Origin of the sequence: Actinoplanes sp. NPDC051861, from assembly GCF_040681145.1 — a bacterium.
In the GTDB taxonomy this organism is placed as follows: domain Bacteria; phylum Actinomycetota; class Actinomycetes; order Mycobacteriales; family Micromonosporaceae; genus Actinoplanes.
In genome coordinates this window covers 447,972-460,627 of record NZ_JBFAYE010000003.1, presented here as the reverse complement: position 1 = coordinate 460,627, position 12,656 = coordinate 447,972, and the positions used below count along the sequence as shown (strand labels likewise).

The 12,656-nt window shown below is 69.8% G+C and carries 10 protein-coding genes; 3 read left to right on the top strand and 7 right to left on the bottom strand.

Annotation, left to right across the window (positions count from 1 at the left end; all coding sequences use genetic code 11):
* Positions 1-12: 12 nt before the first annotated feature.
* The 7 genes from AB0M02_RS12940 to AB0M02_RS12910 all read right to left on the bottom strand — a co-directional run bounded on the left by AB0M02_RS12940 (position 13) and on the right by AB0M02_RS12910 (position 9,247).
* Positions 13-324 (bottom strand): hypothetical protein, encoded by a 312-nt coding sequence (locus AB0M02_RS12940; RefSeq protein ID WP_364225392.1) that lies wholly within the window; start codon positions 322-324, stop codon positions 13-15.
* A gap of 13 nt (positions 325-337) precedes the next feature.
* Positions 338-1,564, bottom strand: a complete 1,227-nt coding sequence (locus tag AB0M02_RS12935) for an inorganic phosphate transporter (protein ID WP_364225389.1) — start codon at positions 1,562-1,564, stop codon at positions 338-340.
* A 261-nt stretch (positions 1,565-1,825) separates the two neighbouring features.
* Complete coding sequence (locus AB0M02_RS12930; protein ID WP_364225386.1) at positions 1,826-3,856, bottom strand: PQQ-dependent sugar dehydrogenase; 2,031 nt, start codon at positions 3,854-3,856, stop codon at positions 1,826-1,828.
* 35 nt (positions 3,857-3,891) lie between these two features.
* Complete coding sequence (locus tag AB0M02_RS12925) at positions 3,892-4,797, bottom strand: sugar phosphate isomerase/epimerase (RefSeq protein WP_364225383.1); 906 nt, start codon at positions 4,795-4,797, stop codon at positions 3,892-3,894.
* 257 nt (positions 4,798-5,054) lie between these two features.
* Entirely contained in the window at positions 5,055-6,539 is a 1,485-nt protein-coding gene (locus AB0M02_RS12920; RefSeq protein WP_364225380.1) for a hypothetical protein, read from the bottom strand.
* A 9-nt stretch (positions 6,540-6,548) separates the two neighbouring features.
* A complete protein-coding gene (locus AB0M02_RS12915; protein ID WP_364225378.1) occupies positions 6,549-7,844 on the bottom strand; it encodes an aminotransferase class III-fold pyridoxal phosphate-dependent enzyme in 1,296 nt (431 codons plus the stop codon).
* A 26-nt stretch (positions 7,845-7,870) separates the two neighbouring features.
* A complete protein-coding gene (locus AB0M02_RS12910) occupies positions 7,871-9,247 on the bottom strand; it encodes an aminotransferase class I/II-fold pyridoxal phosphate-dependent enzyme (RefSeq protein WP_364225375.1) in 1,377 nt (458 codons plus the stop codon).
* Positions 9,248-9,409: 162 nt separating this feature from the next.
* Between AB0M02_RS12910 and AB0M02_RS12905 the strand changes: the two genes are divergently transcribed.
* The 3 genes from AB0M02_RS12905 to AB0M02_RS12895 are packed head-to-tail and all read left to right on the top strand — an operon-like array spanning position 9,410 to position 12,655.
* On the top strand, positions 9,410-10,252 hold the full coding sequence (locus AB0M02_RS12905; RefSeq protein ID WP_364225371.1) for a nitrilase-related carbon-nitrogen hydrolase: 843 nt from the start codon (positions 9,410-9,412) through the stop codon (positions 10,250-10,252).
* The gene (gene hydA, locus AB0M02_RS12900) at positions 10,249-11,649 is read left to right on the top strand and encodes a dihydropyrimidinase (RefSeq protein WP_364225368.1); all 1,401 of its coding nucleotides are present in this window, start codon (positions 10,249-10,251) and stop codon (positions 11,647-11,649) included. Before AB0M02_RS12905 ends, hydA begins: the two co-directional genes overlap by 4 nt.
* Before the next feature lie 10 nt (positions 11,650-11,659).
* Positions 11,660-12,655: a TIGR03842 family LLM class F420-dependent oxidoreductase gene (locus tag AB0M02_RS12895; RefSeq protein ID WP_364225365.1), complete on the top strand. Its 996-nt coding sequence runs from the start codon at positions 11,660-11,662 to the stop codon at positions 12,653-12,655.
* The last annotated feature ends 1 nt before the right edge of the window (position 12,656 follow it).

Below are 12,656 nucleotides of genomic sequence, written 5' to 3'. Positions count from 1 at the left end.
AACGTCTGACGGCTACTTGGCGACGAGGGTCGGGAAGATGTGGGAGAAATCCAGCTTGTAGCCGAAGCCCGTGGCGACGATGAAGGTCAGGCCCAGCAGGACGCCGATGACGACGACGGCGAAGAGGGTGTATCCGATCGCCGTGCCGACTGGGCGCCGGGGTCCGGCGGCGGTGACGCCGTCCGCGCTGACCGACGCCTCGCCGGCGCCCCAGGCCAGGGAGCGGATGCCGAGGGCGAACAGGATCGGCAGGCCGGCGCCGAGGACCAGGCCGGCGAGCAGGACCTGCCAGGCGCCGTCGAGCGCGAAACCGAGGTTGTGCATCGCTGATCGCCTCTCAGTTGGCCGCGACGGCGGGTACGGGCGTGGCGGCGGCGGGAGCGGAACCGTCCCAGTCGTCGTTCACGTTCTCGTGGTCCACCCGGCCGGTGCGCGAGCGGACGTACATCGCTCCGGACGCCGCCACCAGCAGCGTGAAGACGACGAGGGCTCCGGCCACACCGCCGACCGCGTTGCCGATGTACCAGGTCAGGGCGCCGATCAGGCCGGCCGCGGGCAGCGTGATCATCCAGGCGGCGACCATGCGGCCGGCGACGGCCCAGCGGACCTTCGCGCCGGGGCGGCCGAGGCCGGACCCGAGCACCGAGCCGGTGGCGACGTGCGTGGTGGAGAGCGCGAAGCCGAGGTGGCTGGAGGCGAGGATGACGGCCGCGGCGCCCGACTGGGCCGCGGTTCCCTGCGGCGGGTTGATGTCGGTGAGTCCCTTACCGAGCGTACGGATGATCCGCCACCCACCCAGGTAGGTCCCCAGCGCGATGGCCAGCGCCGCCGAGACCTTGACCCACAGCGGGATGTTCTCCAGGTCGCTCCAGTGACCGCTCGCGATCAGGGCGAGAGTGATGACACCCATGGTCTTCTGCGCGTCGTTGGTCCCGTGTGCCAGCGACACCAGCGAGGCGCTGCCGATCTGGCCCCACCGGAAGCCCTGCTCGGTGAACCGCGCCGCCACACCCGTAGTGATCTTGAAGATCAGCCAGGTGCCGACCGCCGCCACGACGGCCGCGATCACCGGGGAGATCACCGCCGGGAGCAGCACCTTGCCCACCACACCGTCGAGCTTCGAGCCGTCGCCGTTCCAGTTGACGCCCGCGACACCGAGACCGGCGAGGGTGGCGCCGACGAGACCGCCGAAGAGGGCGTGCGACGAGCTGGACGGCAGGCCGAACAGCCAGGTGAGCAGGTTCCAGATGATCCCGCCGACGAGGCCGGCCAGGATGATCAGGAGCAGGCCGGTGCCGCCGTCGGCGAGCAGTTCGGCCTTGGGTGCGCCGCTCTTGTCCTGGATCTTGACGACGGCGTTGGTGACGGTGAGCGCGACCTCGACGGAGAGGAACGCGCCGACCAGGTTCAGAACACCCGAGAGGGCGACGGCGGTCTTGGGCCGTAGCGCCTTTGTCGCGATGGAGGTCGCCATCGCGTTCGCGGTGTCGTGGAAACCGTTGGTGAAATCGAAGGCCAGGGCCGTGAGGACCACCAGCGCCAAGATCACGGATGTTTCTGTCACGTCGTGATCGTGACGGAGCAATGCCACTCGCAGCCAGAGGGCGAACGACACATGTACAAGATTCGGCCCCCGTTAACCTGACGTTTCCCAAAGTTGAACAGCGGGTTGTCGATCGATCACGCCGGGTGCATCACGATGTCGGCCGGATGTGTGATGTTCGCCTCACGTTAACGTAGGTTTGCTCTCGGTGAGGGCATCACACAGAGTGACGCCGGCCGAGCCTCTCAAGAGGCCCGGCCGGCGCCCGGGAAACGGGGTGTGTCACTCTCCCGGCGTGAGGACCACCTGATCGGTTCCGGTCCGCGGCGGGGTTCCGGTGTCGGTGTACGACGCGAAGAACACCGCCCTCAGGTTGTCCGCACCGGCGTGGCCACCGTCCAGGAACGTGGTGATCGAACCGGTGCAGCCCTGCGACGTGGACAGCGGGTGCCCGTGCTGGTCGTGCCCGAGGATGTAACGCACCGTGACTCGCGAGCAGTCGATCGGCGCGTCGTCGGTCACCGCGACCTCGTACGTCACCGTGTCGCCGAACTCGAACGGCTGGTCCTCGACGGGTGTCACGAAACGGACCACCGGAGCGAGGGTGCCGACCGGCAGGATCACCTCGGCCGACGCGGACCGGCCGGTGCTGTCGGTGACCTTCAGGGTCGGGCGGTAGTCGGCGTTCTCGGTGAACGTCCAGGTGCCGTTCGGCTGCCGGGAGTCGACACGGCCGTCCGCGTCGAAGTCCCATTCGTACCGCAGCGCGTCGCCGTCCGGGTCGACGGTGCCGGCGCTGGAGAACGTCACGGTGAGCGGCGCCTGGCCCGAGGTCGGCGTGGCGGACGCCCTCGGGATCGGGGTCCGGTTGCCGCGCACGAAGTCGAACCGGGACAGCTGGGCGTCCGGGTTCTCGGCGAAGTAGCCGTCGCCGTACTCCAGGACGTAGAGCGCGCCGTCGGGGCCGAACTCCAGATCCATCGGGTTGTCGAAGACGAGCTCCGGCAGCACGGCGTCGATCTGGGTGACCCCGGTACGGTCGACGTGCAGTGCCTTCACCCAGTCACGGGTCCACTCGGCGAACAGCGGCAGCCCGTCGAACGACGACGGCCACTTGATCCGCGACTTGGACCGGCGGTCGTAGTCGTAGACCGGCCCGCCCATCGGCCCGATGCCCCCGGTACCCAATTCCGGGAAGGTCGGGCTGAGCCCGTACGAGTACGCGATTTCGGAGCGCTCCACCGGCGGCAGGTTCCGCAGCCCGGTGTTGCGCGGCGACTCGTTCACCGGAGCCGCGCAGTTGAACGGCGCACCCGACACGCCGGTGGCGAAGTCGTAGTCCACATAGGGCATGTCCGGCTGCACGCAGTACGGCCAGCCGTAGTTCGCCGGCTTGTCGATCACCATCCAGCGCCCGTGCCCGGCGGGCCCGCGTGCCGGGTTGGCGGCGCGCGCGTCCGGCGAGTAGTCGGCCATGTAGACCGCGCTGGTGTGCGGGTCGACGGTGAACCGGAACGGGTTGCGCAGGCCCATCGCGTAGATCTCCGGACGGGTCTTGGGCGTGCCCGGCTTGAACAGGTTCCCGCGCGGGACCGTGTACCCGCCGTTCTTGCCCACCTTGATCCGCAGCAGCTTGCCCCGCAGGTCGTTGGTGTTGGCCGACGTCCGCTGCGCGTCGAACACCGGGTTGCGGTTCGGCCGCTCGTCGATCGGTACGAACCCGTCGGAGAAGAACGGGTTGCTGTCGTCACCGGTGGACAGGAACAGGTTCCCGTGCCGGTCGAAGTCGATCTTTCCGCCGACGTGGCAGCACTGGCCGCGGTCGGTGGCGACATCGATGATCTTCTGCTCGGTGTGGAGTTTGAGCGTGTTGCCGTACAGCTTGAACCGCGACAGCCGCAACAGGCCCTTGAACGGCGCGAAGTCGGCCGCCGTGCCCTCGGCGGGCGCGTCGCCCTCGTTCGTCGTCGGCGTCTCCGGGTCGTCCGTGGGTGTGTTCAGCGGCGGTGAGTAGTAGATGTAGACCCATTTGTTGTGCTCGAAGTCCGGGTCGATGGCGACGCCCTGCACGCCCTCCTCGTCGTGCTGGTAGACGTCGAGGGTCGCGGCCAGCACGTTACGACCGGTCGACGGCTCGTGGACGCGCACCTCGCCGGTCCGCGCGGTGTGCAGCACCCGGCCGTCCGGCAGCACGGCCAGCGCCATCGGCTCACCGGGGAAGTCGTTGAGGGTGACCTTCTGGAAGTCGGATGCGGGCGGCAGGTCGTGGTCCGGGTGCGCCACCGCCGCGGTCGGCAGGGCCAAGACGGCCACACCGACGACACTGATCAGAATCCGTCCGCGGATCATCAGAACCGCAGCCCGGCGAGGTAGTCGTAGCCGACCTTCGCGGTCACCAGCGCGTCGGCGGGCGTCCGCGGCGGGCTGCCCGCGTCGTCACGCTCGACGATGTACTCGACCAGGCCCGCCTCCCTCGACCGCTCGAAGATCCGGCCGAAGTCGATCAGTCCGGCGCCCGGGTCGGCGAAGCTGCCGCCCTCGTTGAGATCCTTGACGTGCACCTGGCGGATCCGGCCGCGGTGCTCCTTGATCAGGTCGACCGGGTCGCTGGCGCCGCGGAACGCCCAGAACAGGTCCACCTCCAGGTGCACCAGGCGCGGGTCGGTGTCGCCGGTCAGGATGTCGAAACCGGTCACGTCGGTGCCGGATTGACGGAAGAACTCGTTCTGGTGGTTGTGGTAGCCGAAGCTCAGCCCGGCCCGGCGCGCCAGGTCGCCCGCCTTGTTCAGGTCGCGAGCGAACGCCTTGTAGACCGCGGCGTCGCGGATCGGGCCGGTCGGGCCGGCGCCGAAGTAGGGGTGAACTATGAACTTGTTGCCGACGATCGCGGCGTCGTCGAGGGCGCGCTTCCAGGTGTCGGCGTTCCACGGTTGCGGAATCCCGACGTGGCCGGACGTGGCGCGCAGGCCGGCGTTGTCCAGCGCGGTGCGGAACTGTGCTGCGGTCCGCCCCACGAACCCGGCGTGCTCCACCCGCGTGTATCCGATCTCCGCGAGCTCGGCGAGGCTCGCCTCGAGGTCGATGTTGAGCTGATTGCGCAGCGTGTAGAGCTGCACGCTGATCTGATCGCGTGGCACGCGATGAAGTGATCCACCACCGTGGGCCGCGGCGACCTCAGGGACGGTGAAGGCTCCAGCGGCGCCCGCAGCGGCTGCGGCGCCCAGTAGTCGTCTGCGGCTTAGTGACTGCGGCATTGCGGTCCCCCTCCACATCGATGCATCTACATCGTTGAGGACGTTACCGATTAGTTTCGTCCACAGTGAAGCTAAGTTTCTTCAGATCCAGCGAAAGTTCGCGTGTCCACGACAAAACCCGCCGGTAACTCACGCGGGGTGCCACTCATTCTGAGCGGGATCATGGGGTACGCGACTCGCGCTCTGCCTCCTCCAGACCCGCGACGACCTGCGACGCGAGGCCGCAGCGCGACCGCCGGGGCACCTGCCGGGAGACCTCAGCCCCGCTGGAGCCGGCGGGCGATCGCCGCCGCCGCAGTCGTCACAAACACCAGTCCCGCACCGATCAGCCCGTACGCGACCCAAGCGGTCCAACCCCGCGCGTGGTATGCGGACTGCTGCCCGAGATCGACCACCGGCAGCAGCAGATCGGCCGTGTACGCCAGCGCGTGGAACTCCGGTGCCTTCGGAGCCTCCGCCGCCCGGGGCTCCACCAGCGTGAACAGCACCGTGCCCGCGGCCAGCAGCGCTCCGAGCCAGCTCGCCGCCCGCACCGGTTTGTACCCGTAGCCGACGGTCACGTTCTGCAGCGCCGACCAGATCCGGTTCTTCCGGCTCCGGTTCCGCTCCGCCGCGTAGCGCACGGTCCGGGCGTCGTCGTCGCGCCCCGCCGCCTGATAGACCCCGGCCAGCTGGCTGTACGCCTGCGGCCGGAACCCGTGCGGGTCCCGCTGCAGCCAGCGCAGCCGCTCCCCCACCTCGGCCGGCCCGCCGATCGCCTCGTAGCGGAAGTCCGTCGTCGCGATCTGTTCGGGCCAGGTGGCCGGGTCGTCGCGGAGCAGGCTGATCCGGGCGTAGCTGAGGTCGACCCGCCCGGGGAACGGTGTCCGCGGCCGCAGGTTCACCTCCCCCGCGACCAGGTTGCGCAGATCCAGGCACCGGCCGCCCGGCTCGGACAGCTCCGCCCCGTGCAGCGACAGCAGACCGCCGACCTCGGCGTTGCTGAGCCGGATCGACCCGGCCACGGTGAACCCGTCGGTGAGATCGGCGACCCCGCCCACCTTGAGACCCGGTGCGTCCAGGGCCCGCCCGCCCGGGTTGCGAATGGTCGCCCCGCACCAGCGCAGCGATCCGGCCACGGTCGCGCCACCGAGCCAGATCGGACCGTCGCTGACGAAGCCGTCGCGGGCCAGAATGCTGCTCGCGACGCTCAGATGCGATCCGTCGAGCGCCGGCAGGGCGCCCCCGGGCCCGGCGCCGCCGGACGAGGGCAGCGCGCCACCGGGCGGGGGCGGCGCGCCGCCGGGCGAGGGCGACGCGGCGCTGAGGCGGGCGCCGTCGAGCACGAGCGCGCCCTCGATCCGGGTGCCGATCAGGTCGATGGTGCCGTGCACCACCGCGTATCTCAGGCTCAGGCCGCCGGCGATCGTCGCGTTCTCGGCGGCGATGCCGTTCAGCGTGGATCCGGCCAGGTTGAGGCGGCGCAGGTGTGCTCCGTGGAGCGTGATCCGCTCGTCGAACCGGCAGTCGTTCAGGATCACCATCACGGTCACGTCGGCGTAGCTGAGCTCCAGACGGCCGGTGACACGGGCGTGCTGGAGGCGCAGCCCCGGCAGCTCACCGTCGGCGGCCGGCACGCCGCCGAGCAGGAGATGGCGCAGGACCTCGGCGCGGACCACCTGATCGTCCGCCGGTCCCAGGTCGACCGGGGCCCCGCGTGCGAACCCCTCCCGGACCAGCTTCTCGGTCGCGCTCAGCTCCACAGGGGAACCTTAGGCGATGCGGTACTCCGCGTCGGCTGTGGCGACGGCATCGGTGAGGATGGCGAGGCCCTCGCGCGCCTCCTCCTCGGTCAGCGTCAGAGCGGGGCCGATCCGGATCACGTTGCCGTACAGGCCACCCTTGCCGACGAGCAGGCCGCCCTGGCGGCACAGGTCGAAGACGCGCGCGGTGGCGGCGGCGTCGGGCTCGCGGGTGCCGGGCCGGACGAACTCAAGTCCGATCATGAGCCCGCGGCCGCGTACGTCTGCAAGAATCCCTTGCCGCAGCGACCGCAGGCCGCTGAGCAGGATCTCGCCGACGTGCCTCGCGTTGCTCTGCAGGTCGTGATCGAGCACGTAGTCCAGGACGGCGTTGCCGGCCGCCGCACTCACCGGGTTGCCGCCGAACGTGGAGAAGCTGATCGCCGGCACCGCGTTCATCACGTCGGCCCGGCCCACGACGCCGCCCAGCGCGAAACCGTTACCGATCCCCTTGGCGAAAGTGATCAGATCCGGCGTCACCCCGTGCGCCTGGTAGCCCCAGAAGTGCTCACCGGTGCGGCCCCAGCCGGTCTGCACCTCGTCGGCGATGAGCAGGATGCCGTGCTCCGCGAGGACCTTGGAGTACGCCCCGAGCAGCCCGTCCGGGCCGTGCACGAAACCGCCGACGCCCTGGATCGGCTCGGCGATCAGCGCCGCCACGTCACCCGCCGTGACCGTGGCGAGGACCTCGCGCAGGTCGTCGACGGCCGCGTCCAGCAGATCGCCGTCGGAGAGACCGGCCATCCGCCCGCGCAACCGGTCCGCCGAGGCCAGCCAGTTGACCGAGATCGGGCTGAGCGAGCTGGACGACCAGCTGCGGTGCCCGGTGACGGCCATGGTCGCGAACGTGCGCCCGTGGTAGCTGTTCTTGATCGCCAGGATCTGGTTGGAGCGGCGCACGTTCGTGGCGAACAGCAGGGCGCACTCGTTCGCCTCGCTGCCGGAGTTGGTGAAGAAGACCCGCGCGTCCGGGATGCCGGAGATCCGCGCGATCTTCTCGGCCAGCTCGACCTGCTGCCGGATCAGGTAGAGCGTGGAGGTGTGCGCGACGCCCGTGCCGACCTGCCGGCGGACCGCGTCGCTGATCTCGGCGACGTCGTAACCGATCATCGTGGTCAGCACCCCGCCGAAGAAGTCGAGGTACGTGCGGCCGGCGGCGTCGGTGACGCGGCGGCCGCTGCCGGAGACGATCTCCAGCGCGTCGTCGCCGTAGTAGAGGGGCATCCAGCCTGGCATCACCGCGCGGTGGCGGTCGAGAAGACTCATCGGGTTACCTCCTGCGAAAAAGATCGTCAGCGCCAGCCGTGTGGGTGCCCGAGGCCGCGCCGGCCGCTGCCGCGGCTGGTCTGGAACGCTGCCGACGCGAGCACGTCGGCCAGTTCGTCGTATCCGCCGGCGACCAGGCCGGCGGTGATGCGGAGGTGGTCGTCACCCAATGGGGTGACACAGAAGGGCGCGCCGGGCGCCGCGGCGATACCGCAGGCGGCCAGTGCCACGAGAGCGTTCTGCTGGTCCGGAACGGTCATCCAGAGGTTGATCCCGTCCGCGGCGGTGGCCGTCACCCCGCGGGCGTGCAGAGCCGCCAGCAGCGCCGACCGGCGTGCCGCGTAGGCGGCGCGGGCCGCCGCCACCTGCGCGATCGCACCGGTGTCGGTGAGCAGGTCGAGCAGGACGCCCTGCAGCAGCCGGCTGGACCAGCCCGGTCCGAGCAGCCGCCGGTCGGCGACCGCGTCGACCACGTGCGCCGGGCCGCCGATCGCCGCCAGCCGCAGGTCCGGCCCGTGGCTCTTGGAGAAGCCGGCCACGTGCACGGTCCGGTCCGGGAGGTGGCGGCCGATGCTGACCGGAGGCGCCGAGGCGATGTCACCGGCGTGGTCGTCCTCGACGACCAGCACGCTCGGCGACTCGAGGAGGATGTCGGAGAGTTCCAGCGCGCGGGCCTGGCTCATGCTGACGCCGGTCGGGTTGTGCGCCCGGGGCTGGAGGAAGAGCGCGACCGGCCGGAACTCGCGCAGCAGCCGCCGCAGCTCGGCCGGGTCCACGCCGTCGTCGTCCATCGGCACGCCGATCACGGTCGCGCCGACCGCCTGGAGCATGTCGAGCAGCGGCGCGAACGCCGGGTTCTCGACCAGGACGTGGTCGCCGAAGCGCAGCATGGCGCCGGCGATCCGGTCCAGCGCGTCCATGGCGCCGTCGACCACGGTGAGGCGCTCCGGCGGGAACGGCCAGCGGCGCCGCAGCAGCGACTCGAGCTCCGGCAGCACCGGCGCGTCCAGGTAGCTCCCGGACCACCGGCCGTCGCCGATCCGGCGCAGCGACTCACTCAGGTCCGGCAGCAGGGCGGGGTCGGGCACGCCGGTGGAGAGGTCCCTGGGCAGCGCCACGTGCCCGCCGCCCAGCTGGGTGAAACGCAGCCGCTCGCGGGGTGGCAGCGGTCCGGAGACGAACGTGCCGGAGCGCCCGCGCGTCTGGATCGCCCCGGCGTGGATGAGGCTGCGCCAGGCCTCGCTCACCGTGGTGGGGCTGACCCCGAGCTCGCCGGCGACGGACCGGACGGTGGGCAGCCGGCTGCCGGCCGGCAGCCGTCCCGCGGTGATCAGACGGCTGACGGCCGCGGCGATGCCCCGGGCGCTGCGGTCCTGGACCGCCCCGGTGATCAGGGTGAGCAAATTACCTCTCCGAAACAATCGGTTACGTACTGGCAATTGTCCGCTTCAATGTGTGTCGTTAAGGTCCTACGGCATCGGGCGTCTTCAAGCAACCCCTGGCGCAGGTGCTATCACGGGGAGTAGACACACGATCACAGGCGTGACCCATTCGGGAGGACACTGATGTCAACTGAAGTCGTCCGCGCCGCCCTGGTCCAGACGACCTGGACGGGCGACAAGGAATCCATGATCAAGGCGCACGAGGACTACGCTCGTGACGCCGCCGCCCAGGGCGCGAAGGTGATCTGCTTCCAGGAGCTCTTCTACGGGCCGTACTTCTGCCAGGTGCAGGACGCGGCCTACTACGAATACGCGGAGTCCGTACCCGGCCCGACCACCGAGCGCTTCCAGGCCCTCGCGGCGGAGCTCGGCATGGTGATGGTCCTGCCGATGTACGAGCAGGAGCAGCCCGGCGTCCTCTACAACACCGCGGCCGTCGTCGACGCCGACGGCAGCTACCTCGGCAAGTACCGCAAGAACCACATTCCGCAGGTCAAGGGCTTCTGGGAGAAGTTCTACTTCCGTCCCGGCAACCTCGGCTACCCGGTGTTCGACACCGCGGTCGGCCGGGTCGGCGTCTACATCTGCTACGACCGGCACTTCCCGGAGGGCTGGCGGGCGCTCGGCCTGAACGGCGCGCAGATCGTCTTCAACCCGTCGGCGACCAGCCGCGGCCTCTCGTCGTACCTGTGGCAGCTGGAGCAGCCGGCCAGCGCGGTGGCGAACGAGTACTTCATCGGCGCGATCAACCGGGTCGGCGTCGAGCCGCTGGGCGACAACGACTTCTACGGGCAGACGTACTTCGTCGACCCGGAGGGCAAGTTCGTCGGCGAGGTCGGCGACACGCACAACCCCGAGCTGATCGTCCGTGACCTCGACCTGAGCCTGCTCAGCACGGTCCGTGACCGGTGGCAGTTCTACCGGGACCGCCGCCCGGACAGCTACGACGGGCTGGTGGCGCCGTGAGCATCCTGATCAAGGGCGGGACCGTCATCGGCCCGACCGGCGCGGCCCTCCAAGACGTGCTGATCGACGGTGAGACGATCGCCGCTCTGTACCAGCCAGGCAAAGCACCACAAATCGACCAGACGATCGACGCCACCGGCAAGTACGTCATCCCCGGGGCCGTCGACGCGCACACCCACATGGAGCTGCCGTTCGGCGGCACCCACGCCAGCGACACGTTCGACACCGGCACCAGGGCCGCGGCGATCGGCGGCACCACGACGATCGTCGACTTCGCGGTGCAGCGGTACGGCGAGGTGGTGCAGGACGGTCTGGCCGCCTGGCACGGCAAGGCGGACGGCAACTGCCACATCGACTACGCCTTCCACATGATCCTCGGCGGCGTGGACGACGACTCGCTCAAGGCGATGGACCAGCTCGTCGCCACCGAGGGCATCAGCAGCTTCAAGCTGTTCATGGCGTACCCCGGGGTGTTCTACTCCGACGACGGCCAGATCCTGCGCGCCATGCAGAAGGCCCGGGACAACGGCGCCATGATCATGATGCACGCGGAGAACGGGCCGGCCATCGACGTGCTCGTCAAGCAGGCCCTCGAACGCGGCGAGACCGACCCGATCCACCACGGTCTGACCCGGCCGCAGGAGCTGGAGGCGGAGGCGACCAGCCGGGCGATCTGGCTGGCGAGCGTCGCGGCGGACTGCCCGCTCTACATCGTCCACCTGTCCGCGTCCAAGGCCCTCGAACAGGTCAAGGCCGCCCGCGACCTGGGCCGCAACGTGTTCGCCGAGACCTGCCCGCAGTACCTGTACCTGACGCTGGAGGACCAGCTCGGCGCGCCCGGCTTCGAGGGCGCCAAGTGGGTCTGCTCGACACCGCTGCGCAGCAAGCACGAGACGCACCGGGCCGACCTGTGGCAGGGCCTGCGGACCAACGACCTGTCGGTGGTCTCGACCGACCACTGCCCGTTCTGCTTCAAGGACCAGAAGGAACTCGGCCTGGGCGACTTCTCCAAGATCCCGAACGGCATCGGCAGCGTCGAGCACCGGGTGGACCTGCTCTACCAGGGCGTGGTCGACAAGAAGCTGTCGCTGGCCCGCTGGGTGGAGACGATCGCCACCACACCGGCGCGGATGTTCGGCCTCTACCCGCGCAAGGGCATCATCGCGCCCGGCTCGGACGCCGACATCGTGCTCTACGACCCGAACGGGCGGACCCGGATCAGCGTCGAGACGCACCACATGAACATGGACCACTCCGCCTGGGAGGGCTGGGAGATCGACGGCCGCGTCGACACCGTTCTCGCTCGCGGCGAGGTGATCGTCGCGAACGGCGAGTACTCGGGACGGGCCGGTCGCGGCAAGTATCTCAAGCGCGGCCTCAGCGACTACCTGCTCTGAGGGGGTGAAGATGGACATCGGTGTAGTCATGCAGAACGACCCACCCGCTCGCGCAATGGTGGACTGGGCGAAGAAGGCGGAAGAATCCGGCTTCAGTCATTTTTGGACCTTCGACTCGCACGTGCTCTGGCAGGAGCCGTTCGTCGTCTACTCGGCCATCCTCGGCGCGACCCAGCGGATCGTCGTCGGCCCGATGGTGACCAACCCCGGCACCCGCGACTGGACGGTCACCGCCTCGCTGTTCGCCACGCTCAACGAGATGTACGGCAACCGGACGATCTGCGGCATCGGCCGGGGCGACTCGGCGCTGCGCGTCCTCGGGCTGCAGCCGCAGACACTCGGCCAGCTCCGCGAGAGCGTTCAGGTGATCAAGGGCCTGGGCAACGGCGAGAAGGTTTCCGTACGCGGCAACGAGATCCAGTTCGCCTGGGCGCCGGACAGCCGGCTCGAGGTGTGGGTCGCCGCGTACGGCCCGAAGGCCCTGGCCCTGACCGGTGAGGTGGGCGACGGGTACATCCTGCAGCTCGCCGACCCGGACATCGCCGAGTGGATGATCGGCGCTGTGCGGAAAGCCGCGGAGAACAAGGGCCGCGATCCGGACGCGATCAAGTTCTGCGTGGCGGCGCCCGCCTACGTCGGCGACGACCTGGCCCACCAGCGGGACCAGACCCGCTGGTTCGGCGGGATGGTCGGCAACCACGTGGCGGACATCGTCGCCCGCTACGGCGCCGACGGCGCGGTGCCGCAGGCGCTGACCGACTACATCAAGGCCCGGCAGGGCTACGACTACTCCGAGCACGGGCGGGCCGGCAACAGCCACACCACGTTCGTGCCGGACGAGATCGTGGACCGGTTCTGCGTGCTGGGCCCGGTGGAGAACCACGTCAAGCGGCTGCAGGAGCTCAAGGCGCTGGGCGTCGACCAGTTCGCCGTCTATCTCCAGCACGACGCCAAAGAGGAGACCCTCGCCGCGTACGGCGAGCACATCATCCCGGCGTTCGCGTGAG

Coding starts and splice junctions, on each gene's coding strand:
- AB0M02_RS12905 (WP_364225371.1), top strand. CDS start 9,410: ATGTCAACTGAAGTCGTCCGCGCCGCCCTGGTCCAGACGACCTGGACG.
- AB0M02_RS12925 (WP_364225383.1), bottom strand. CDS start 4,797: ATGCCGCAGTCACTAAGCCGCAGACGACTACTGGGCGCCGCAGCCGCT.
- AB0M02_RS12895 (WP_364225365.1), top strand. CDS start 11,660: ATGGACATCGGTGTAGTCATGCAGAACGACCCACCCGCTCGCGCAATG.
- AB0M02_RS12940 (WP_364225392.1), bottom strand. CDS start 324: ATGCACAACCTCGGTTTCGCGCTCGACGGCGCCTGGCAGGTCCTGCTC.
- AB0M02_RS12915 (WP_364225378.1), bottom strand. CDS start 7,844: ATGAGTCTTCTCGACCGCCACCGCGCGGTGATGCCAGGCTGGATGCCC.